The 22728-nt window shown below is 71.1% G+C and carries 20 protein-coding genes and 2 pseudogenes; 12 read left to right on the top strand and 10 right to left on the bottom strand.

Annotation, left to right across the window (positions count from 1 at the left end):
• Positions 1–124: 124 nt before the first annotated feature.
• Positions 125–644: pseudogene (locus ACWGJM_RS30140) on the top strand (transposase); the annotation flags it as partial.
• 110 nt (positions 645–754) lie between these two features.
• Here ACWGJM_RS30140 and ACWGJM_RS30145 read toward each other — a convergent pair.
• On the bottom strand, positions 755–997 hold the full coding sequence (locus ACWGJM_RS30145) for a DUF5302 domain-containing protein (protein ID WP_453414887.1): 243 nt from the start codon (positions 995–997) through the stop codon (positions 755–757).
• 225 nt (positions 998–1222) lie between these two features.
• Here ACWGJM_RS30145 and ACWGJM_RS30150 point away from each other — a divergent pair.
• A pseudogene (locus ACWGJM_RS30150) lies at positions 1223–1669 on the top strand (LysR substrate-binding domain-containing protein); the annotation flags it as partial.
• A gap of 187 nt (positions 1670–1856) precedes the next feature.
• On the opposite strand, the gene ACWGJM_RS30155 reads toward ACWGJM_RS30150, so the two are convergent.
• Positions 1857–2711 carry a helix-turn-helix transcriptional regulator gene (locus ACWGJM_RS30155; protein WP_453414888.1) on the bottom strand — a complete coding sequence of 285 codons (855 nt, stop codon included), beginning with the start codon at positions 2709–2711 and terminating at the stop codon, positions 1857–1859.
• 505 nt (positions 2712–3216) lie between these two features.
• Here ACWGJM_RS30155 and ACWGJM_RS30160 point away from each other — a divergent pair.
• On the top strand, positions 3217–3807 hold the full coding sequence (locus tag ACWGJM_RS30160) for a DoxX family protein (protein WP_453414889.1): 591 nt from the start codon (positions 3217–3219) through the stop codon (positions 3805–3807).
• A gap of 98 nt (positions 3808–3905) precedes the next feature.
• On the opposite strand, the gene ACWGJM_RS30165 is transcribed toward ACWGJM_RS30160, so the two are convergent.
• On the bottom strand, positions 3906–4745 hold the full coding sequence (locus ACWGJM_RS30165; RefSeq protein WP_453414890.1) for an SDR family oxidoreductase: 840 nt from the start codon (positions 4743–4745) through the stop codon (positions 3906–3908).
• A 91-nt stretch (positions 4746–4836) separates the two neighbouring features.
• Between ACWGJM_RS30165 and ACWGJM_RS30170 the strand changes: the two genes are divergently transcribed.
• Entirely contained in the window at positions 4837–5208 is a 372-nt protein-coding gene (locus ACWGJM_RS30170; RefSeq protein ID WP_453414891.1) for a winged helix-turn-helix transcriptional regulator, read from the top strand.
• A gap of 190 nt (positions 5209–5398) precedes the next feature.
• Here ACWGJM_RS30170 and ACWGJM_RS30175 read toward each other — a convergent pair whose 3' ends face one another.
• Positions 5399–5902 carry a hypothetical protein gene (locus ACWGJM_RS30175; RefSeq protein WP_453414892.1) on the bottom strand — a complete coding sequence of 168 codons (504 nt, stop codon included), beginning with the start codon at positions 5900–5902 and terminating at the stop codon, positions 5399–5401.
• Positions 5903–5977: 75 nt separating this feature from the next.
• The gene (locus ACWGJM_RS30180; protein WP_453415003.1) at positions 5978–6988 is read right to left on the bottom strand and encodes an NADP-dependent oxidoreductase; all 1011 of its coding nucleotides are present in this window, start codon (positions 6986–6988) and stop codon (positions 5978–5980) included.
• A 111-nt stretch (positions 6989–7099) separates the two neighbouring features.
• Here ACWGJM_RS30180 and ACWGJM_RS30185 point away from each other — a divergent pair, with 111 nt between their 5' ends.
• Positions 7100–7693 (top strand): TetR/AcrR family transcriptional regulator, encoded by a 594-nt coding sequence (locus ACWGJM_RS30185; RefSeq protein WP_453414893.1) that lies wholly within the window; start codon positions 7100–7102, stop codon positions 7691–7693.
• Positions 7694–8089: 396 nt separating this feature from the next.
• Here ACWGJM_RS30185 and ACWGJM_RS30190 read toward each other — a convergent pair whose 3' ends face one another.
• The 3 genes from ACWGJM_RS30190 to ACWGJM_RS30200 are packed head-to-tail and all read right to left on the bottom strand — an operon-like array spanning position 8090 to position 11643.
• Positions 8090–10633 (bottom strand): FtsX-like permease family protein, encoded by a 2544-nt coding sequence (locus ACWGJM_RS30190; protein ID WP_453414894.1) that lies wholly within the window; start codon positions 10631–10633, stop codon positions 8090–8092.
• A 3-nt stretch (positions 10634–10636) separates the two neighbouring features.
• Positions 10637–11410 (bottom strand): ABC transporter ATP-binding protein, encoded by a 774-nt coding sequence (locus tag ACWGJM_RS30195; protein WP_453414895.1) that lies wholly within the window; start codon positions 11408–11410, stop codon positions 10637–10639.
• Positions 11407–11643 (bottom strand): hypothetical protein, encoded by a 237-nt coding sequence (locus ACWGJM_RS30200; RefSeq protein ID WP_453414896.1) that lies wholly within the window; start codon positions 11641–11643, stop codon positions 11407–11409. The genes ACWGJM_RS30195 and ACWGJM_RS30200 overlap by 4 nt, the downstream gene beginning before the upstream one ends.
• Before the next feature lie 234 nt (positions 11644–11877).
• Between ACWGJM_RS30200 and ACWGJM_RS30205 the strand changes: the two genes are divergently transcribed.
• The 3 genes from ACWGJM_RS30205 to ACWGJM_RS30215 all read left to right on the top strand — a co-directional run bounded on the left by ACWGJM_RS30205 (position 11878) and on the right by ACWGJM_RS30215 (position 15121).
• The gene (locus ACWGJM_RS30205; protein WP_453415004.1) at positions 11878–13137 is read left to right on the top strand and encodes a sensor histidine kinase; all 1260 of its coding nucleotides are present in this window, start codon (positions 11878–11880) and stop codon (positions 13135–13137) included.
• Position 13138: 1 nt separating this feature from the next.
• Complete coding sequence (locus ACWGJM_RS30210) at positions 13139–13798, top strand: response regulator transcription factor (RefSeq protein ID WP_453414897.1); 660 nt, start codon at positions 13139–13141, stop codon at positions 13796–13798.
• A gap of 156 nt (positions 13799–13954) precedes the next feature.
• A complete protein-coding gene (locus tag ACWGJM_RS30215) occupies positions 13955–15121 on the top strand; it encodes a serine hydrolase domain-containing protein (protein ID WP_453414898.1) in 1167 nt (388 codons plus the stop codon).
• 27 nt (positions 15122–15148) lie between these two features.
• Here ACWGJM_RS30215 and ACWGJM_RS30220 read toward each other — a convergent pair whose 3' ends face one another.
• Positions 15149–15763, bottom strand: coding sequence for a TetR/AcrR family transcriptional regulator (locus ACWGJM_RS30220; RefSeq protein WP_453414899.1), 615 nt, complete (start codon positions 15761–15763; stop codon positions 15149–15151).
• Positions 15764–15900: 137 nt separating this feature from the next.
• On the opposite strand from ACWGJM_RS30220, the gene ACWGJM_RS30225 reads away from it, so the two are divergent.
• The 4 genes from ACWGJM_RS30225 to ACWGJM_RS30240 all read left to right on the top strand — a co-directional run bounded on the left by ACWGJM_RS30225 (position 15901) and on the right by ACWGJM_RS30240 (position 20689).
• On the top strand, positions 15901–16359 hold the full coding sequence (locus tag ACWGJM_RS30225; protein ID WP_453414900.1) for a cupin domain-containing protein: 459 nt from the start codon (positions 15901–15903) through the stop codon (positions 16357–16359).
• 62 nt (positions 16360–16421) lie between these two features.
• Positions 16422–17240 (top strand): alpha/beta fold hydrolase, encoded by an 819-nt coding sequence (locus ACWGJM_RS30230; protein WP_453414901.1) that lies wholly within the window; start codon positions 16422–16424, stop codon positions 17238–17240.
• Positions 17241–17254: 14 nt separating this feature from the next.
• Entirely contained in the window at positions 17255–18676 is a 1422-nt protein-coding gene (locus ACWGJM_RS30235) for a DHA2 family efflux MFS transporter permease subunit (protein WP_453414902.1), read from the top strand.
• A 627-nt stretch (positions 18677–19303) separates the two neighbouring features.
• A complete protein-coding gene (locus ACWGJM_RS30240) occupies positions 19304–20689 on the top strand; it encodes an MFS transporter (RefSeq protein ID WP_453414903.1) in 1386 nt (461 codons plus the stop codon).
• 51 nt (positions 20690–20740) lie between these two features.
• Here ACWGJM_RS30240 and ACWGJM_RS30245 read toward each other — a convergent pair whose 3' ends face one another.
• The gene (locus ACWGJM_RS30245; protein WP_453414904.1) at positions 20741–22708 is read right to left on the bottom strand and encodes a helix-turn-helix domain-containing protein; all 1968 of its coding nucleotides are present in this window, start codon (positions 22706–22708) and stop codon (positions 20741–20743) included.
• Between the last annotated feature and the right edge of the window lie 20 nt (positions 22709–22728).

Raw genomic sequence — 22728 nt, forward strand, 5'->3', positions numbered from 1 at the left:
AGCTACCTCGCCGGCCTCCACCTCCGTGCCTCAATGATCTGGATCAACGACCTGCTGAAGGCAACTGGCTGATCACAACGTCACACAGGCCCTAGCAACGTGCTCCCGAAGGAGTCTGGTGTGCCGCTGCGTTGACTCGCTGGTCGATCCCGACGCCCGGCCGATCCGAAAGGGCAAGCCTCAGCACCCGACCCAGTTCGGCTATACCGCACTGGTGGCCGAGGACGAAGACGGCTTCGTCGTCGACCACCAGGTCCAGCGCGGGAACCCGCCCGACGCACCGCAGCTGGTGCCATCGGTGGAACGCGTCACCACGCTGACCGGCCGCCCACCGGGCAGGTCGTTGCCGACCGGGGCCGCTTCGGCACCGTTGCCAACGACAAGGCTCTGAGTGAACCGGCGTGCGGCGGATCGGCCTCCGACGCTCCGGGAAGCCCGGAAAGGCACGACGGGAGTACGAACACAGCCGCCCGCTCCGACGCATGCGCAACTGGAGAGTCGGCATCGAGGCCCGCATCAGCCACCTCAAACGCAGCTTCGGCTTCCGCCGAACCCGCCTCCGCGGCCTGACCGGCGCCCAGTCCTGGGCCGGACTCGGGATCTTCGCCTACAACCTCCACCGGATGACCGCCCTCAACCGGTGAGGTACACACCACCGGCAGGCCAGCGAGATACCGCCGGCCCTCAGCACAGCCCCGTCACCAGGCTGAACTCTTTTTCAGGGGCAAGTAGCCACCTAGCGGCCGTTACGGACTCAGCCGCCGCTCTTGCGTCGGAACGACCGCTGGTTTGCAGCCGGGCCGTGCGCGGCGCGGACCTTTGACGCGTCGGTGTTCGCAGCGAGTTCGGCGGCGTCCGCCTGCATACCGCGCTTGCGCGCCAGGGCCTCCCGAAACTTGCGCTTCAGGTCGTACTGACCGTCGTCGTCGGGCGACAGGGCAGGGCTCTCGACGTCAGCCGACTCCGAACCTTCTTGTGATGGAGACTCTGCGGCCATGTTGACCTCCTGGGTTCGGGCAGTGGAGATCACAGCTTGTCATGCCGGGCACCGCATGAGGCGTCCGAGGTCGGCATCACCAGCCGCCATTCGCTCGTGAGAGTTGGGGAACAGGCATTTTTGACCTGACCATCCCCCGTACAGGCGCGAAAGCCCGGCCTCTCCATTCGGAGATGCCGGGCTTCGGTGCAGGTGGTGCGCACTTCCTGAGGCGACCAGGTCCAAGGGGTGCACGAGGGCCTTCTCGACGTGAGCTTCGTACGGCTGCCGGTCGACCATCGCGGCCTGGAGCTGCGCCCGCTCTTCCGGGAGCCCCGCGTCGCCGTGCTGCCGGCGGACCACCGGCTGGCGCGCGAGGAGTCCATCGCTATCGCGGATCTGGCGCCCGAACGGCTACTGCAGGACCCCGACGCCGTCCCCGAGTGGCGTGACCTCCCCGAGCGGACCGGCGGCGAGGGGGCCGGGCCGCGGCCCTCGGCGTCAGGCTGGTGGCCTGCCGCATGCTGTGGGCGGGTGACGCCTGTGTCGGTCAAGCACCGACGTCGCGAATATCCGTTTGATTACTTTCGCCCACGCGGCCAACGCTGCGCTGGCGGCAGCGTGGGGTCAAGCGTGGAGGGGGTAGTGGTTGTACCAGCGCAGGTGAAATCCCGTGCTTCGAGTCCTGAGTAGGTGACTGACGCCTTTTGAAGAACTGGCCGGTGCCGGGGGGTGCGGCGCCGCCCGGCCGGGGCCCTCGACCGCCTCGGCCGTGAGGGTCGCGATCAGCGGATGCCAGGCGCGCGACCGTCGGGTCGTGCACCGGGCGCAGGTGGATTCGGGGGCTCCGGCTCCACGGTGACAGTTCGGCGGTGGCAGGTCAGTCCGGCGAGGTCGGGGGTGACGGCTGGTCGTCGGTCATCTGACGCAGACGTGCGGCAGTGTCCGGGTCCACGGGCGTGTAGATCACCACGCGCACATCGGGATGGTCCGAGGGTGCCAGGCGGTGTTGCTCGAGGCGCAAGGAGCCGACGACCGGGTGGTGGAAGACGCGCTCACGTGAGGTGAACACTTCGATGTCGCGGATGCTCCAGTCGGTGCGGAAAGCTTCGCTGGTCTTGAGGAGCCGCCCGATCAGATGGGCGTAGGGCGGTTCGCCCAGCCTGGGGCCGGACTCGGCCCTGAATTCGGCGAGGAGAAGGCGGCGGCTGACCTCCCAATCGGCGATCAGCTCGTGGAGATAGGGATCGGTGTACACAAGCCACAGCACATTGCGGTCCTGGGCCGGGACGGTCGCCACGTTGGGGTACAGGGCCCTATACGCTCTGTTCCACCCTGATATGCACCAGTCCGGTGCGATCGCGTAACAGGGGAAGTCCGCGAGCGCGTCGAGCAGCCGCTGGACGTGGGCCGGGGCCGGTAGCGGCGCAGCCGCAGGTCGAGGGGCGGAGTAGCCGGCCAGCGCGAGGATGTAGGTGTGTTCGGCGACAGACAGGCGGAGGGTGCTAGCGACCGCGTCGAGTACCTGCCGGGACGGCTTGATCTCCCGGCCCTGTTCGAGCCACGCGTACCAGGTGACGCTGACGCTGGAGAGAAAAGCGACCTCCTCACGGCGGAGCCCCGACGTTCTCCTTCCCCCGACCGGGGGCAGTCCGAGGTCGGCGCGCACGACCTCGCCCCGCCGCGCTTTGAGGAAGTCGGCCAGGTCCTGGCGCCGTCGTGCCTCGCCGTTCATGTATTCCAGGCTAGCGATTAGTGCCACTTCTAGTGGCGAGGCCGTCTTCCCCTCGAAGCGGTCCGGGGACACCATTGCGGCATGCCACGGCTGAGGTCACACGGCGTGAACCCACGGCATTCGGGACATGCGGCCGTGACCCTCTCAAGAGGCCGGCTTCTGCCAGAGGCCTGCGGAAAGCCGTTCGCCGAGGAGACAGCAGCTTCACCCATGAGGCCGGCTGCATCACCGAGTGCGACGCCGACCCCGTTTCCTGCCAGGCACCAATGCCCATGATGGGCGGCGGATAAATCACCGGCGCAAGGCCGTACCTCGCTCGGCCACCGGCGGGTGTCGATTTGGCCCCCGCAGCGGCTCCGGGCGCTGTGCCCACAAGGCCAACGGTGCCATCTGCGCCTCACGAACGCTCAACCGACATGACTCCTCAACTCCATCGCACCGCCCCGGCAGCCCCCCGCCTCAGCGTCGATGTCCGCCGGCACCCGATGCCGAAAGAGAACCAGCGATGAAAATCACCTACGCGCCACTCCAGGCAATCTCCGCACCCTCTGCTTCGGCAACAGAATCCCCCCGGGCGGATGGCCGCCGCATACAGCCGTCCGTCTCGGCAGCCGACGTCGGGATGCTCCTGCTGCGTGCCACGACCGGCCTGCTACTGGCCGCCCACGGCGCGCAAAAGCTCTTCGGCCTGTTCGGCGGCCCCGGGCTGAACGCCACCGGCAAAGGATTCGCTGCCCTGGGCTATCACCCCAGCGAGTTCTTCGCCGGCCTCGCCGGCGCCTCGGAACTCCTGGGAGGGCTCGGCCTGGCCGTCGGTCTACTGACCCCGCTGGCCGCCGCCGCCGTGGTCGGCGTGATGATCAATGCCATGGTGGTGACGTCGTCGCACGGCCTCTGGGCCACCAACGGTGGGTTCGAGTACCCGCTGTCCATCGCCGTGGTCGCAGTCGCCGTCGCCGCCATCGGCCCCGGCCGTCTGGCCCTGGACCGTCCCTTCCGCTGGCGCGACGGCGGAATGCTCCCGGCGGCCACAGCCTTGTGCCTGGGCGGTATCGGCGCGGCCATCATCCTTGCTCTCAAAGGGCATGTGATCTAGATGGATCGCCCCCATACCCCAGCCCGGTCGTTTCACTTGCGTCCTGTCCGGATGATGAGCGAAAAGCCGAAGGCGCCTTCCAGCGGCGCTGACCCGTCTCAGCGGAACGCGGCGATATTGCGGACGGCCCAGTCGGCGAACGGGCGCGGGGCACGGCCGAGGACCCGCTGGACGTCCGGGCTGACGCGCAGCTCGGCCGGGCTCGGGGCACCGAGGATGTCCAGGGTGTCCTCGGCGAGCTCCGCCGGCATGCTCCGGGCCATGGCGGCCTTGGCCTCGTCGCGGGTGAGGTCGTGAAACCGCACTGGCGAGCCCAGTGCGGCGGCGATGGCCTCCGCCTGCTGGCGCGGCGTGATCACCTCCGGGCCGGTCAGCTCGTACACGGCGCCGGTGTGCCGGTAATCCAGCAGGCAGGCCGCCGCGACCTCGGCGATATCCGCCGGGTCGATGATCGGCACCCCGACGTCGCCGAAGGGCGCGGCGACGACCCGCCGCACGCGGATGGACTCGGCCCACCACAGGGCGTTGGAGGCGAATCCGCCCGGCCGCAGGATGGCCCACTCCAGGCCGGACTCCCGCAGCACGTCCTCCACCGCGCGCATCGCGATCCGCGTCGTGCCGAAGGGCCTGGTCGCCACGCCCTGCGAGGAGAGCAGGACGACCCGGCGGATCCCGCTGACCGCGGCTTCGCCGATGATGTCGGCCGGGCCGGCTCCGGCGGCGTGCATGTCGCCGGACAGCAGCAGGAACAGCGCCTTCGCCCCGGCCAGCGCGGGCTCAAGGCCGGCCGGCTCGGCCAGGTCGGCCGCCACGTGGCGGACGCCATCCGCCACCTCCGCCGCGTGCCGCGACACCGCGGTCACCTGCTGGCCCGCCTCGGCCAGCGCCCGCGTCAACGGCCGTCCCACATTCCCGGTAGCCCCGGTCACGACGATCATGATCAGCTCCTTGTCCGATGTCCTCTGTGGCCTTCACGCTAGGAGTCGGGCTGACTATTGGTAAGGACATACCTTTGGGTAAGCTCAACACATGGCGGGAAGCGCGCAGTTCATACCGGCCGAGGCGGGGAAGAGGTATGAGGTGTTTCACACCGACTGCCCCGCGCGCGATGTGGTCGACCATGTGACCAGCAGATGGGGCGTCTGGGTGTTGATCTCCTTGCGGAGCAACGCCCTCCGGTTCTACGAGCTGCGCGAGAGCATCCAGGGCATCAGCGAGAAGATGCTCGCCCAGACCCTGCGCGCGCTGGTCCAAGACGGCCTGGTCTGGCGGGAGGTCGAGCCGACGACGCCGCCCCAGGTCACCTACGGGTTGACGGAATTCGGTCGGGACGTCGGCGAGCCGCTGGAGGAGCTGTTCGATCGGATCACACAGCGGCTGTCACCACGCAACGCGGGATAGGCACTGTTCTCGTATAGCTACGGCGAGGCTCTGGACGACCAAGTCGGCTTGGGCCGCCTTGACGGCCTCCGGGTACGCCTCCCGCTTCGCGTGCTCGGTGAGCGCCCGGTAGATGCTCGCGACCGACGGGGCGTGTACCTTGCGCTTGCCGGTGGGGAAGATCAGGTCGCAACCACGATCATGGCTCCGCTCATGACCGACCGGACTCGCTCGGCTCAAGCGCAAGGGTCTGGCCAACCGCCGCGAGCAGTTCGAGCGGCAACTCCTTATCCCCCTGTCCAATGGCGAGCCCGAGCCAGCGACCGGGATCCCGGTGCGGCCACGCCTGCATGCTTCCAGTCAGCTGGCTCAGGCAGTTGATCGGCTCGGACACCGCCTCCCCCTCGAGGCCGGCCCGCAGATACGGCAACAGGTCAATGACGAGCGGCTCGCCCCAGCGTGCCGTAAGGGCTGCGATCAGGGCGTCCAGGTAGGCACGCAGGTCTGCGTCAGCCTCACGCGCCGCCTGGCCGTCATCGTCACCCCAGAACTCCTGACTGGCCCGCAGGATGCGCACACGATGCTCAGGGCCACCGCACCCGGTGTCGTCATGGAAGTTCGCCTCCGGGAAAGGCTGTGCGAGCAGCTCGTCGATCAAGGAGAGGTACTCCTCAAGGGCCGCACTCGAAAAAGATCCGGACTCAGCGGTCGTCATGAGCGCAGGCTATGGGACTGTTCCGACAAGCAACCCCTGGCCTTGCGCACCGAACCGTGATCGCCCGGACAGCTCCTAAGCGACCGTGAGTACGATCTTGCCCTGGATGTGCCCTCGGGCGGCGCGTTCGTGCGCGGCCCGGGCATCCGCGAGCGCAAACACGCTGTCGATCGCGACGCGGACCGTGCCCGCGTCGAGCAGGCGTCCCAGTTCGGCGAGCTGCGCGCCGTTCGAGCGGACCTGTGCGCTCGAGACCGTGACGCCCAGCTTCGCGGTCTCTTCTTCGTCGAGTTGGCCAGGGAACACCGGGAAGAGGGAGCCGCCACGCTTGAGCGTGCGCAGGAAGCGGCTGCTGTCGGGGCCACCGACGGTGTCGAGAACGAGGTCGACGTCGTGCACGAGTTCCTCGGGACGACTCTTGGTGTAGTCGATGAACTGATCGGCGCCGAGCTCGCTCAGGAACGATTCATGCGCGCCCGATGCCACCGCGATGGCACGTGCGCCCTTCCACTTCGCCAGCTGTAGCGCGAAGTGCCCCACGCCGCCCGCGGCGCCGTTGATGAGCACCGTCGTGTCGGCGTCGAGTGCCGTCGGGCGATGCCGTGCCTCCTGGAAGGGCGAGGGGTGATCGTGTCCGAGCTCGATCAGGAACTGCCACGCGGTGAGCCCGGCCATGGGCGCCCCGGCGGCGTGCACGTGGTCGATGCCGGCCGGCTTGCGTGCGAGGTCCGACGCAGGCGCGGCCACGTACTCGGCGTATGCACTGCCGTCGAAGCTGGGAAAACGCAGAAGACCGAAGACTTCGTCACCTACGGCGAGGCCGTCCACGTCCGCGGCGACGGCCTCGACGACGCCCGACACGTCCGTACCCGGAATCACCGGCAGGCTGACCGTCGATTCCGTCTCCCCGGGCATCCTGGTCAGCCCGCCGCGGAGGTACCAGTCCGGAGGATTGATGCCGGCCGCGTGAACGCGAACGAGTACCTCGCCCGGCCCCGGCTCGGGAATCGGCACCTCGTCGTAACGCAGAACTTCAGGGCCACCGTGCTCATGGAGCCGGACCGCCCTCATCGTGTGTGTCGGCATCGTTTTCTCCTGCCCGCGCTGCGGGATACGCTTAATCGGATCAGCGATCCACATAAGTGGACCACTGATCCGAATATATGGACCACCGATCCGGATAGTCAAGAGGGACAGATGCGAGCCGACGCCAGGAAGAACCGCGACCACCTGCTCGCAGTAGCGGGCACCGCCATCACCGAGCAAGGCGTCGACGTGTCACTGCGCGACATCGCGCGCAGGGCCGACGTCGGGCTCGCGACGCTGCTGCGGCACTTCCCGACGCGCGAGGCGCTGCTCGATGCCCTGCTCCGCACGAGCTTCGACGAACTGACGGCAAAGGCAGGCGAGCTCGAGACGTCGAGCTCGCCCGAAGACGCTCTCGTTTCGTGGCTACGCGACTGCGTCGCGTGGACAACCGAGTATCGGGGCGTGACCGTGCTGATGGCAGCCGCCATCGAGGACACCGAATCCGCACTGCACGCTTCGTGCGTCACCCTGCGCGCAGCCGGTGCGCGGCTCCTCACCCGTGCCCAGGCCGCGGGCATGGCGCGGAGCGATATCGATGGCGCCGATTTGTTTGCGCTGGTAGCCATGCTCGCCTGGCTCGGCGATCAACCCTCACTCGTGCCACGCGCCGATCGCCTCTTCGAGGTTGTCGCGAGCGCGATTCTGACAACTGCAAGGAGCAGCGATACCGAGGAGGAACGTCGCCCGCGGGCCTGCAGATGAAACCGTCTCGCTCGCGGACCAGCGAAACTCGGCCGCGCGCTCGGCAGTAACGATTCGACGCCGAGTTCGCCAAGGCGGTAAGGGCACCGGCATCGAGCCGCGCTCCCCGGAAGCGGACCGCGACCGCCGCGAAGCGGGTGACGAAGGCGGCGGCGCGCAAGCTGCTTGACGATCTACAGGAGTCGACCGTTCACCTGCGGTGACGCCCCACGGGCGTGAAAATCGGTACAGGGGCTGTCCGCCGACGCCGCTTGATGTTCGGGCTGTGAGCCCCGGATGCTGCCGCCTGCCCTCCCGGACATCGATTTTCCGATCAGCTTCAGAACTGATCACGCTCGGCCGGAGGCCCCGGCCGAGCGTTTGTCCTGGCGACTGGCCCCTTCGTGGTGGCCGGGCCTACTCGCGGGCGGCGAGTGCGTGAGCGGGTGGCGTGCGCAGGGCCTGTCGGGTGGGGAGTTCGATGGTGACGAAGGCCGTGCAGACGACGGCGAGCGCGAGCGCGGGCAGCAGCCATACCGGGCCTGCGGGCCAAGGCCGGTGGAGGAAGCCGACGCCCAGGAGGGCCAGGGGGACGGCGGACAGCAGCAGGCCCGTGGCGAGGGCCGCGGCGCCGATCAGCGCGGCTTCGCGGCGCATCATGGCGAGGATCTGGCGCGGTGTGGTGCCGTTCAGGCGGAGGGCGGCTATCTCGTTGCGGCGCTGGGCGGTGGCGGCGACCAGCTTGTTGGCGATGCTGAGGAGCAGGTAGCCGAGGAGTACGACGATGGTGGCCAGGTTGATCCAGACCTCGGGCGGGGCATCGCTCAGGTCGTCGCCGGAGCCGGTGTCGGCCGCTTCGAGGGCGAGGCCGGGGCGGGACGCGGCGAGGGCGGCGAGGCCCTGCCGGGACGCGGCGGTGTCGTCGGTGCGGATGAGGATGCTCTGGTCGAGTCCGGCGGTGGTGTGCCCCGTGGCGAGGTCGTGGGAGATGACGAGCGGGCCGAAGCCGAGGCCGCGGTCGTAGACGGCGACGACCTTCGGGGTGACACGGGTGCCGTCGCCGAGGACCAACGTCACCCGGTGCCCCAGACGCGCACCCCGGGTCCGGGCGGCGTCGCCGCTGACGGCGACGGTGTCGCCGGTGAGGCGGGCCAGGCTGCCGTCGCGTACGTCCAGGTCGAGGACGGCCGGTGCGTCCGGGGTCAGGATCATCGCCGTACTGGAGTCGACCTCGTCGTCGCCGAACTGCTTGTACGGCCACACGACGGTGGTGGTGCCGACCGGGGCCGCCGCCCGTACGCCTGAGGTGTTCCGTACGGCGGTGAGCGCGTCGTCGGGCAGTCCGCCGAGGCCCGGTGCGCTCAGGCGCTGCTGGGCGAGGGTGCCGGCGCGGATGTCCTGGGCGGTGGCGGTCAGCACCGTCGTCTGGGTGAGGGTGTAGGTCAGGACGAACACGACCGCCATGGCGAGGGCGCTGACGACACCGGCGAACCGCAGGGCGTAACCGCGGATGTTGGCCACGGCCAGCCAGGTGGGGGCGGAGACGCCGGGCGGCAGGCGTCGCGCCGCCGTGTTGCCGACGCCCCGGACCAGGGCGGGGCCGGCCAGCGCCAGGCCGATCGCTCCGACGATGCCGCCGAAGGACGTGGCCGTCGCGCCGAGGACCGTCCGGCTCAGCAGCGGCAGGATCGAGAGGGTCGTCGCCGCGGCGATCGCCAGCAGGCCGATGCGGGTGCGGACTTTCGACGGAGCGCGGGGCTCACTGCGCGATTCGGCGACCGCCTCGGTGGCCGGCAGTCGGGAGGTGCGCCATGCGGCGCCGCGGGCCGACGCCTGGACGGCGGCGGCCAGCAGCAGGGCCGTGGCGATCGCGGGAAGCGGGCTGATGCTCAGCGGCAGGGTCTCCGGGAGAACCCCGCGCTCGACCAGCTGCCGCCGGAACTGCCCGGCCAGCAGGTAGCCGAGCGCGACGCCCGGTACGAGTGCCACGGCCGCGATGACCGTGGCCTGGGAGGCGGCAAGTCGCCGTATCTGCCGGGGCGTTGCACCGACGGCCCGCATCAGCGCGAGGTCACGTCGTTGCCCGGCGATCGACACGGCCAGAGCGCTCGCCATGACGAACCCGATGATCATCAGGACGACGCCGGCCAGTGAGCCGGCGAGCAGGACCAGCAGGGACCTGGCCGATCCCGCGCCGGGCGACGCGGCGTCTCCCCGGTCCGCGCCGGTCGTCACCGTCAGGCCGGTGCCCCGCACCTGTTCACGGGCCGCGGTGGCCACCGCGTCGGCGGCACCGGGTGCGGTGCGCAGGCCGATCAGGTCCACGGTCCCGGCGCGGACACCGCCGGCGCGGCCGGACAGTCCCGCGGCCCTCGCATCGGCGAAGAGAATTCCGGCTCCGGGTGCGTCGACCACCCCCGAGAGGCGGTAGACGGCAGCCGGGCGGCCGGCCGCGACGACCTTGACCTGGTCGCCCACCCGGACCCCTGCGGCGGTGGCTGTGGCGCCGTCGACGGCGATCTCGTCCGAACCGCCCGGCCCGCTGCCCACGACCCGCGGGTCCTTCAGCAGCTTCGTCGAGGACCAGCCGTGTCCGGCCGTACGGGGATCCTCGGTCGGGACGACGCGGCCCCGGCCGTCGAGGAGCGCGGCGGGGAAGCTGATGTCGCCGGCCGCCGCGGTGACGCCCCGCAGCCCTGCCAGCCGGCCGACCAGGCGGGCCGGGACCGTACCGCGTTCCGGGAGTGCGATCGGCAGGTCGCCGCTCGGGTGGAAGTTCTGGTCGGCACAGACCACGACGTCCGTACCGGCGAGCCGTCCGGCCGGCGGATGGGAGCGGAGCCCGGACTCGGCCAGGACCCCGGTGCCGGTGATCAGTGCCGCACCGCCGAGCACCGCGCACGCCACCGCCAGCAGCGCGGTGATCCGGTGCCCGGCCATGCGGATCGCGAGACGCAGCATGATCTAGTCCTCCCCCAGCGCGACGAGACGGCCCGCCAGTTGGGGGGCGGTGGGCGCGTCCAGGGTCTCCACCACCCGGCCGTCGGCCATCACCAGCGCCTGGTGGGCCTGGGCCGCGGCGGCCGGGTCGTGGGTGACCATCACCACCGTCTGGCGCAGTTCGTCGACGAGTTCGCGCAGCAGGTTCAGCACTTCGTGGGCGCTGCGCAGGTCCAGCGCGCCGGTCGGCTCGTCGGCGAACACGACGGCCGGTCTGGCCACCAACGCCCGTACGATGGCGGCCCGTTGCTGCTGGCCGCCGGAGAGTTCGGCCGGGCGGTGCGTGAGCCGGCCGGCCAGCCCGACCCGGTCGACCAGCGCCTCCAGCCAGTCCCGGTCGGGGGCCCGCCCCGCCAGGCGCAGCGGCAGCGTGATGTTGTCGGCGATGCTGAGCGAAGGGATCAGGTTGTAGGACTGGAAGACGAAGCCGATGCGCTCGCGGCGCAGTTCGGTGCGGCGGGTCTCGTTCAGGCCGCCGATCTCGTGGCCGTCGATGGAGATGCTCCCCTCGGTCGGGGAGTCGAGGCCGGCGGCGCAGTGCATCAACGTGCTCTTCCCGGATCCGGACGGCCCCATCACGGCCAGGAAGGTGCCGTGTGCCACGGTCAACGACACGTCGTCGAGGGCTCGTACGCCCCCCGGATACGTCTTGCCGACGTGCGCCAGCGCGATCGCGGGCGGGTGGACCGGCCCCGTGACGTGGGGGGAGCGGTCGGCTTCCGCGGTGCGGGCCCTCATCGCCGGCCCCGCAGACGCTGAGTGACGAGCGCCCCCACGCAGAGCGCGGTGACCGCGCCGCAGGCGAGGTGGACATGCGTCGCGGCGCCGGTGTACGAGGCCGCCATGTTGCCGGCCACGCTGATCACCAGCACCAGCCAGAGGGTCGCCCTTGCCAGGTCCGCCCCGGTGATGCCGGGCGGTCGGGCGCTGTCCGTGTCGGTCGTGAGGCGGTAGGGGTCCGTGGTCGTCATCGTGTGCTCCTTCGGCGCATCGCTGTCAGTCACCGAAGCTACGGACCGTGACCCTCGTCTCCGAGCCCGCCAGCCGCCCGGTTCGGGGTACAGCAGGCTGTACTTCCGGGCTCCTGATGCTGACGGCGAACTGGCCGACCCCATAGGGTCGTTCGCGAAGGAGGGGGCGATGTGACCACGACCCGGCACGACGACGTCACCACCGGCCGGAAGGCTGCCGGCGCGCGACCCGGCATCCGGGACACCGTCGTCCGCGCCGCCGGTGCCACCGTCGCCGCGCTCGAACAGCTCGCCGGCGGACTCGGTACCGCGCTGCTCGCGCTGATCGTCCTGCTCTGGCTGACGGTCGCTGCGGTCACCGCCCCGCTCGGCGTCGGGTTGCTGATGGCGCCCGCCGTCCTGCGCGCGCTGCACTCGCTGGCCGAGCGCGAGCGCGACCGTCTCGGCCGCTGGGGGCCCGAGATCGTGGGCCCGGGTCCGGCACCGACGCGGCTGCGGCTCGCCGTCGTCGACGCCGCCACCCGGCGGGAGCTGTGCTGGCTGGCGGCTCACGCGACGCTGGGGCTCCTGCTGGGCCTGATCGGCGTCCTGCTGCCCCTGCTCGCCCTGCGCGACTTCACGTTCCCGGCGTACTGGCCGCTGATTCCGAAGGACGCGGACAGTACGTCGGTGGGGTTCGGGCCCGCCCAATCCTGGGCGGACGCCCTCGCCGTCGCGCTGCTCGGCCTGGGCTGGATCGCGATCATCGTGGGACTCACGCCCGGGATGGCGCGGTTGCAGGCGCGGCCGGGACGGCGGCTGCTCTCCGCCGGCCCCGACGCGGACCTGTCCCTGCGCGTCGCCGAGCTCACCGCCACCCGGGCCGCCGCGCTGGACGCCCACGCCACCGAACTGCGCCGGATCGAGCGCTCGTTGCACGACGGCACCCAGAACCGGCTCGTCACCGTCACCGTGCTGCTCGGCGCCGCCCGCCGCATGGTGGCCCGGGACCCGGTCGGCGCCGACGAACTCCTCGAACGCGCGCAGGGCGCCGCCGAACAGGCCCTGGCCGAGCTGCGCATGGTCTCGCGCAGCATCCTGCCCCCGGTCCTGGCCGACCGCGGTCTCGAAGGCGCCCTCTCCGGACTCGCCGTGAACTGCGCGGTGCCCTGCCGGATCGACGTCGACGCGCCGGAGCGGTGTGCCGCCTCCGTCGAGGCGACCGCCTACTTCGTGGTCGCCGAGGCGCTGACCAACATCGCCAAGCACAGCGGCGCCGAGCACGCCACCGTCACCGTCCGCAGCCGCGCCGGACGACTGCACCTGACCATCACCGACGACGGCCGCGGCGGCGCTGGGGGCACCTCCCAGGCCTTCGGCCCTGGGAGAGAGGACGGTGGCTCCGGACTCGCCGGTATCCGCGGCCGGGTCGCGGCGCACGACGGCACCCTCTCCCTGGCCAGCCCGCCCGGCGGCCCGACAACCCTCGAGGTGGAACTTCCCTGTGGAGCGTGACATGCGGATCGTGATCGCGGAGGACGACCCGTTGCTGCGCGAAGGGCTGGCCCTGCTGCTGCGCGCGGAATCGCTCGACGTGGTGGCCACCGCCGGCACACCCGACGGCATCCTGGACGCCATCGACGAGCACAAGCCGGACGTCGCCATCCTCGACGTACGGATGCCGCCGACCCACACCGACGAGGGCATCGTCGCGGCCGTCGAGGCCAGGCGCCGCCGGCCCGGTCTGGCGGTCCTCGTCCTGTCCGCGTACGTCGAGCAGTCCTTCGCCACCGAACTCCTCGGCGGCGGCGTGGGCGGCCTCGGCTACCTGCTCAAGGAACGGGTCGGCCGGGTGGAGGAGTTCCTGAGCGCACTGCACCGCGTCGCGGCCGGCGGCACCGCCATCGACCCCGAGGTCGTCGCCCAGTTGTTCACCCGCACCCGCCAGGACACCCGCCTGGAGCGCCTCAGCCCCCGCGAACGCGAGGTCCTCACCCTCATGGCCGAGGGCCTCGGCAACAGCGCCATCGCCGCCCGCCTCGTTGTCACCGAGGGCGCCGTCCACAAGCACATCCGCAGCATCTTCGCCAAGCTCGACCTGTCCCCCGCCGACCAGGTGGACCGGCGGGTGGCCGCGGTTCTGCGTTACCTGGAGGACGTACGGCGGCGGAGTTGACGTTCTCGGGGTACAGCTGGCTGTACCCCGCTGTGGGCGTAAGTGCCCCCACCGGTCTGGCAGTTGGCGTGATCGTCCGGAGCGGGGCCGGATTCCTAGGTTGGTGACCGCACCGCACAGAGCGGTGCAAACGCCGACCCGCAAGGAGCACACCCCATGAGGATCACCGCCTCGGCCCTCGTCGCAGCGATCGCCGCGTCCGTACTCACGATCCCTACGGCGACAGCCGCGACGCCTGCGACCAAGTCCCCGCAGAGCAGCCTGCAGGACAAGGTGAACGCGATCATGGCGACCGGGACCGTCGGTGTCCTCGCCCGGTCGACCGGCCCGGGCGGGCAGCGCCGCCACGCCGGCGCCGGCCTCGCCGACACCGCCACGGGCGAGTCCGCACGCACCGGCGACCGTTTCCGGATCGCCAGCGCCAGCAAGACCTATGTCGCCACGGTGGTGCTGCAACTCGTCGGCGAGGGGCGGCTGTCGCTGGACGACACCCTGGAGGACTGGCTGCCGGGCGTGGTGTCCGGCAACGGAAACGACGGCAGCGAGATCACCGTGCGGCAGCTGCTCCAGCACACCAGCGGGCTGTTCAACTACACGGCGGACTTCCCCGCACTCGCCGACGTGGCCGGCTTCCAGGCGGACCGGTACAAGACCTGGACGGACGAGCAGCTGGTGGCCATCGCGCTGCGGCACGCGCCTGACTTCGCGCCCGGCGCCAAGTGGGAGTACTCCAACACCAATTACATCCTCGCCGGAATGATCATCAAGAAGGCCACCGGGCACAGCTGGCAGCAGGAGGTGACCCGGCGCATCATCAAGCCGCTCGGCCTGCGCCACACCCTCGCCCCGACCACGGACACCCGTATCCCCGGCCGGCATTTGCACGGCTACTCGAACTTCGGCGGGTCCGGCACGACGATCGACGTCACCGAGTTCAACCCGTCCGCGGCGGGCGCGGCGGGCGCCATGATCAGCACGACTGCCGACATGACCCGCTTCTACTCCGCGCTCCTGGGCGGCCGTCTGCTGCGTCCGGCGGAGCTGGCCGCGATGAAGACGACCGTACGCACCCCGGACCTGGACGTCGTGTGGCCCGGTGCGAGCTACGGCCTGGGCCTGATGCGGATCCCGCTGTCCTGCGGCGGCTCCTACTACAGCCACGCCGGCGATTTCCCCGGATACAGCACCCGCGACGGCATCAGCCCCGACGGCCGACGCGTCGTCGTCATGGAGACGACCGGCGACGGCGCGTCCGACCTCTCCACCGAGCAGGCCCAGAACAGGCTGATCGACCAGGAACTCTGCGCCCCTGGCCGCCAGTGACAGCGAAGACTTCCCCGTGCGCGCGGCTCAGCCCCGCCTGACCGTGCGCACCGCGGCTTCGGTCAGCGTCGCCGCCGTGCGTACGGCGCTGTTGACGGCATCATCGGGGCCAAGGCCGCACAGGTCGGTGAGGGTGAAGAGGGCTTCGGCGCTGACGACCACGGCCAAGTCCCGCTTGAGCTGGGAGAAGGCTGCGGGATCCGTCGCACCCAGCGTTCCCTCCAGAGGAGCGAGCGCATGGTCGATCAGCCCGAAACGGACACCGGGTCTCGCACTCGCCGTCTCGGGGTGAGTGATGGTCGCCGCGATCATGGCGCGTACCGCGCCCTGGCGCAGGAGTATGCCGCGCAACAGGAACTCGCAGGCGAAGGCGACTCGTTCGGCGGGGTCGGCGGAGTCCGCGACCGGCGCGAGTGCCTCGGCGGGGGGCGGCCAGACACCGGCCAGGGCCTCGCTGATCAGCGAGGGGAGGTCGGGGAAGTAGCGGTAGGCGGTGGCCTCGGAGACCAGGGCGGCGCGCGCGATCGCGGGCATGGTCACGTCGCCGCCCGAGGCGATGAGTTCGCGGGCGGCTTCGACGATCGCCGTACGCGTGCGCCTCTTCTGGTTGCTGCGGCCGGTGTCGGTCTGCGTCGTCGCCACCGGTACGTCCCCTTTCGTGTCCGTCCATCCGTCGTCAGCTTATCACTGGTTGCTCTCGTCGTGAGAGTCCACTTGCATAACGACACTGCGCCCTCTAACCTCCGTCGTGAGAGCTGACTCTCACGAAGGAGATGGCGATGACCGAGGTTTCCGTGGTCGGCCCGGACGACGGCGAGACGATCCGTCTGGGGCCGGCGCAGATCCGCATCCTTGAGGACGGCAGTACCACCGGGCACCGTCTCGGGATCGGCGAGATCACCCTCGCCCCGCACACCGAAGGGCCCCCGCAGCACCGGCACGCCCAGCACGACGAGGGCTTCTACGTGGTCTCCGGCACCGTGCACTTCACCGTCGGCGAGACGACCCACGTCGCACCGGCGGGCACGCTCGCGATGATCCCGCCGGGCGCCCCGCACACCTTCGCCAACCTCGGCGACGAGCCCGCGGTGATGCTCAACACCTTCACCCCCGACCTGTACGTGCAGTACTTCCGCGACCTGAGGGACATGGTCGCCGGCGGTCAGGAGCTGACCCCGCAGGCGACGGTCGAGGTGATGAGCCGGTACGCCACCGTTCCGGCCACCGACTACGCGTAACGGCTCAGATCACCAACCCGCACACGCCGGCAACCGATCCAGTAACCGATTCGGAGAACTCCATGACCAGCACCGCCCGCACCATCACCGTCACCCTCGACTCCGGCGACCTCGACCTCAGCATCACCGTCGACGAGCGGGGCGAGGGCCACCCCTTCCTGCTCCTGCACGGCGGTGGCGGCCCGCAGACCGTCGCGGGGTTCGCCGGGTTCCTCTCCGGGCAGCGGCCGGCCCGCGTCATCACCCCCGTCCACCCCGGCTTCAGCGGCACCGCCCGGCCCGACTGGCTGACCGACGTACCCACCCTCGCCCAGGTCTACGTGCGGCTGCTGGACGAACTCGGCCTGAGCGACGTCACTGTCGTCGGCAACTCCATCGGCGGCTGGATCGCCGCCGAGATGGCCCTGCTCGGCAGCGACCGGATCAGCAGCGTCGTCCTCGTCAACGCCGCCGGCATCCACGTCCCCGGCCACCCGGTCGCCGATCCCTTCACCCTGACGCCCGCCGAACTGTCCGCTCTCTCCTTCCACGACGTCGAGAGGTTCCGCATCGACCCCAGCACGTTCTCCGACGAGCAGCGCGCGGCGGCGGTCGCCAACCGGGCCGCACTGCAGATCTATTCGGGCCCGCACGCGATGGCCGACCCCACCCTGCGCGAGCGCCTTTCCAAGGTCACGCACCCGGTCCTCGTCGCGTGGGGCGAGAGCGACCAGGTCACCGACACCGCGTACGGACGCGCGTACGCCGACGCCATCCCCGGCGCCCGGTTCGAACTCCTCCGCCGTACCGGCCACATGCCCCAGATCGAGACCCCCGAGCAACTCCTCCCGGTGGTCTGGGACTTCGCCGACACCCACGCCACCAACCAGCCCAACGACTGAGCAGGGAAGACCACATGCCCGTCTCCGGACACGGAAGGCGCGTTCCCGTCCTGGTCGTGTGCTGCCTGAGCGTGCTGCTGGTGAGTCTCGATGTCACCGTCCTCAACATCGCCCTGCCCTCGATGCAGCGGGACCTGAACTCCTCGGTCTCCGGCCTGCAGTGGACCCTCGACGCGTACACCCTCGTGCTGGCCTCGCTGCTGACGCTGGCCGGTGCCACCGCCGACCGCGTCGGACGCCGGCGGATCTTCCAGCTCGGTCTCGTGCTGTTCACCGCCGGGTCCGGGCTGTGCAGCCTGGCGCCCACGACGGGGTGGCTGGTGGTCTTCCGTACGGTGCAGGCGGTGGGCGGCAGCATGCTCACCCCCGTCGCCATGGCGATCCTCGCCAACACCTTCACCGAACCCCGGGACCGGGCACGGGCCATCGGCGTATGGGGCGGGGTCGTCGGCCTCAGCATGGCGGCCGGGCCGGTCCTCGGCGGCGTACTGGTGGAGTCGGCCGGGTGGCGGTCGGTGTTCTGGCTGAACGTGCCGATCGGGCTGGCCGCGCTGACGCTCTCCGCACTGTACGTCCCGGAGTCCCGCGCGCCGCGGGCCCGACGGGCCGACCCGGTCGGCCAGTTGCTGGTGATCGTCCTGCTCGGCACGCTGACGTACGCCATCATCGAGGCGCCCGGCGAGGGCTGGACCGCGCCGCCGATCGTGGCCTGCCTGATCGTCGCGGCGGGCACGCTGGCCGCCTTCGTACCGTACGAGAACCGGCGCGCCGAACCGCTGATCGAACCGCGGCTCTTCCGCAGCGCACCCTTCAGCGGGGCCACCGCGACAGCGGTCCTCGCCTTCGGCGCGCTCGGCGGCTTCCTGTTCGCCAACACCCTCTACCTGCAACGGGTGGTGGGACTGAGCGCCCTGGGCGCGGGGCTGCACCTGCTGCCGATGGCGGTACTGTCCCTGGTGTGCCCGCCGCTGTCCGGGCGGATCGTCGCCAGCCGCGGTCCGCGGATTCCGCTGCTGCTCGCGGGGGCCGGCATCGCCGCCAGCGGTGCACTGGCCGTAGCCGTCACCCGCTCCGACCACCCGTCCGACACCCTGCTGTACGTCACCTACGCCCTGTTCGGTCTCGGCTTCGGCTTCGTCAACGCCCCGATCACCTACACGGCGGTGTCCGGCATGCCGCGCGCCCAGGCCGGGGTCGCCGCCGCGGTCGCCGCCACCAGCCGGCAGCTCGGCTCCTCACTCGGCATCGCGGTGATCGGCGCCGCGATCACCTCCGGAGCCCGCCCGGCCGCCTGGTGGATCATCGCCGGCTGCGGAGGGGCCATCGTGATCCTCGGCGCCGGGACCTCCGGCCGCTGGGCCGTCGCCTCCGCCGAACGCGTCGCCGCCCGCCTCACACCCGACCCGCCACGCGCCACGGCGGACACCTCCGGATGACCGCTAGCCCCCTGGTGCGCGATCGTCGTGCGTTGGGCTCAGCCGAGCGCGACGTCGGGGGACTGTGACTCGGCGGCGTCCAGTGCGGTCCGTGTGGCGTCTTCGAGTTCGATCGTTCCGGCCGCGATGTTCGCCTCCCCGCGCTGGACTGGCGTAGACGCCCCTGGACGGTCTCTGCAACCTGTGCCATGTGGTACCGCACACGCAGGCGACACCCACAAGGCGTCGCCCTTCCAGCTGCCCTCGGTCCCTCCCGTGCACACGAAGCCACGGGACAGGAAAGATCCGGACCATACGCGGACCAACCAAGCCGCAAAGGCACCTCTTACATCATCACTGCAGTTCAGGGTCTCGCAAGCGCTGTACCACCAGCAGACGAAGAATCTGCTGGGGCGAACGCGCAGCACGCGCAGGGGCAGCGCCTTGCACCCCGAACTGCGCGTCCCGGACGGCGCTCGTTTCCACCACTTTCGAGCCCCTGAACCGCCCTTCCTTGAGCCGGCATGGCGGCCGCACGCATAGCCAACCCGCGAACTATGTTGCCCCACCACATGTGCCCCTGACGTGCGTCTTCCTACCGTGTGCCGACACGTACCCGTCCCCACCGCACACGAGGAAGTGGCGCACATGGCATCAGAGACCACCGCTCCCCCACCGCCCGCCAGCCTCCCCCGGATCGTCGCCGCCGGCCTCATAGGTACCACCATCGAGTGGTACGACTTCTTCCTGTACGGCTCGGCCGCCGCGCTGGTGTTCAACAAGCTGTTCTTCCCGGACTCCGATCCGCTCGTCGGGACGCTGCTGTCGTTCCTGACGTACGCGGTGGGATTCGCGGCCCGGCCGCTGGGGGCCCTCGTGTTCGGGCACTACGGTGACCGGCTCGGGCGTAAGAGGCTGCTGGTGCTGAGCCTGCTGATGATGGGTGGGGCGACGTTCGCGATCGGGTTGCTGCCGACGCACGCGAGTGTCGGGGCCGCCGCGCCCGTGTTGCTGACCGCGCTGCGGCTGGTGCAGGGTTTCGCGCTCGGTGGTGAGTGGGGCGGGGCCGTGCTGCTGGTGTCCGAGCACGGGGACGCGCGGCGGCGCGGGTTCTGGGCGTCGTGGCCGCAAACCGGTGCGCCGGCCGGGCAGTTGCTGGCGACCGGTGTGCTGTCGCTGCTCACCGCCGTCCTGTCGGACGACGCCTTCGGCAGCTGGGGCTGGCGGATTCCGTTCCTGCTGTCCGGGGTGCTGGTCGTGATCGGGTTGTGGATCCGGCTGTCCGTCGACGAATCGCCCGTCTTCCGGGAGGCGCTGGAGCGGGCCGAGGCGCGCAGGGCGGCCCGCGGGGACGATGCCGAGAAGCCGCCGCTGGTGTCCGTGCTGCGGCACCACTGGCGCGACATTCTCGTGGCGATGGGCGCGCGCATGGCGGAGAACATCAGCTACTACGTCATCACGGCGTTCATCCTCGTCTACGCCACCACGTCGGCCGGCGTCTCCAAGCAGACGGCGCTGAACGCCGTGCTCATCGGCTCCGCCGTGCACTTCGCCGTCATCCCGGCCTGGGGCGCGCTGTCCGACCGCGTCGGTCGCCGGCCCGTCTATCTGCTGGGCGCGGCCGGGGTCGGCCTTTGGATGTTCCCGTTCTTCTCGCTGGTGGACACGGGAACGTTCGGCAACCTCGTCCTCGCCGTGACCGTCGGGCTGGTGCTGCACGGCGCCATGTACGCGCCGCAGGCCGCGTTCTTCGCCGAGATGTTCGCGACCCGGATGCGCTACTCCGGCGCCTCCATCGGCGCCCAGTTCGCCTCCGTCGCCGCCGGCGCGCCCGCGCCGCTCATCGCCACGGCCCTGCTGGCGTACTACGACAGTTCGACCCCGATCGCCTTGTACGTGATCGCGGCGGCGCTGGTGACGCTGGTCGCCGTGGGCGCGGCCAGGGAGACGCGGCACCGGGATCTCTCGGAGGTGGGGGACGAGGTCGGCACCGAGGCCGTCACGAGCCGGGCGGCCGGCGCGCGCACCGTCTGATCGGCTTCCGGTAAGCCCCGACCGGCCCCCGTACGGCTCTCCGTACGGGGGTCAGTGCCCTGCCGGTGCCGCGAACCGGTGCAGGCGCAGGGCCAGTTGTATCTCCAGGGCCCGAGCGGGGTCCTGCCAGTCGTCGCCGAGGAGGCGGCCGACCCGCTCCAGTCGCTGGGCCACCGTGTTCACGTGGACGTGCAGTTCGTCCTTGGTGCGCGCCGGGCTCATGCCGCAGGCGAAGTACGCGTCGAGGGTGCGCAGCAGCTCCGTACCGCGGCGCTCGTCGTACGCCACCACCGGGCCGATGGTGCGCTCGACGAAGCCGGTGACGTCCCGTTCGCCCGCGAGGAGCAGTCCGAGGAAACCGAAGTCCTCGGCGGCGGCGCCGCCTCCCGAGCGGCCGAGGAGGCGCAGTGTGTCGAGGCAGCGGCGGCTCTCGGCATAGGCGGCGGTCACCTGGTCGGGGTGTGCGGCGAGGTCGGCGACCGGGGCGGAGGCACCGACGGTGACCGGTTCATGGACGGCCGTGCCGAGCTGGTGGGCGGTGCGGCGGGCCAGGTCCGTGGCGGTGTCGCCGGGGGCGAGGGGCAGCAGCAGGACGGTGCCGCCGTCGCGGGCCGCGGCGAGGCCCTGCCGGGTCGCGGCGAGGTGGAACGCGGCGGCCCACAGGCGGCGGCGGGCGTCGGCCTCCTGGTCGGCGTCGGCGGCCGGGCCGTCGAGGCGAGCGGCCAGGACGACGTGGGTGGCGTCGAGGTCGGCGTGCAGCCGGGAGGCGCGGTCGCGCAGCAGGCGGGGGTCGCGGTCGCGGGCGTCGAGGAGGTCGTCGAGGAGTTCACCGCGGACGCGCTGTTCGGCCTCGGCGGCGGAGCGGCGGGCGAGCAGCAGCAGCGAGGTGACCATCGCGGCGCGTTCCAGGGTGCGCTGGTCGACGGGGTCGAGGCCGGGGTGGCCGTACAGGACGAGCGCACCGAGGAGTTCGTCCCCGGCGGCGACCGCGGCGATCCAGTCGTCGCCGTGCCGGACGGCGTGTCCTTCGGCGCGGGAGGCCTCCAGGGCCTGTGCCGGTGCCGTCAGGGCCTCGGCGAACTCGACCCTGCCGTCCAGGACCTGGGAGACCGCGGCGGCCACGTCATGAACCCCGCCGCCGCGCAGGACGAGTTCGGCGAGCCGGTCATGGACGTCCGAGGCGCGTTCGATGACCGCGCTGCGGTCCCGGATGATCTCGTTGGCCCGTTCCAGTCCGGCGAGGGCGCCGCGGGTCTCGGTGAGCAGGTTGGCGGTGTCGATCGCGGCGGCGGCGAGGGCGGCGAAGGAGCCGAGCAGTGCGATCTGCTCGCGCTCGAAGACCCGCGCCCGTCGGTCCGCGGCGAACAGCACGCCGATGACGTGCGGGCCGAGCATCAGCGGCACCCCGAGGATGGCGACCAGGCCCTCGTCGCGCACGCCCGCGTCGATGGTGTGCGTGTGCTGGAAGCGCTCGTCGTGGAAGTAGTCCTCGGTGACGTACGGCCGGGCGGTCTGGGCGACGAGTCCGCCGAGGCCCTCTCCCATGCCCAGCCGCAACTGCTGGAAGCGGGCCGCGACCGAGCCCTCGGTCACGCGCATGTAGGTGTCGCCCCTCGCCGGGTCGTTGAGGCTGAGGTAGGCGATGTCCGTGCCGAGCAGTGAGCGGGCGCGCTGCACGATCGCCCGGAGGACGGCGTCCAGGTCCCTCAGGCCCGCCAGGTCGTGCGCGGTCTCGAAGAGCGCGGACAGCTCCGCCTCGCGCCTGCGTCGTCCTTCCAGTTCCGCCCGGACCCGCAGTGCGAGGACCTTCGCCTCCTCCAGCGCGGCGATCCGGTCGGCCGGACGGCCTTCGGCGCGGGCGAGCAGCACGGGCTGCTCGTACGCGTCCACCGAGGCGCCGCGGGACAGCAGTTCGAGGAAGGGCGCTTCCGTGCCCCCGTCGGGCGGGGCGGCGGCAGCGGCCGACGCCCCGGCGGCGGTGGCGGGGCGCTCGGCGGACTGCACGTGATCGCGGGACATGCTCACAGGATTCCGTATCG

It is taken from the genome of Streptomyces sp. NPDC054834 (assembly GCF_053611185.1).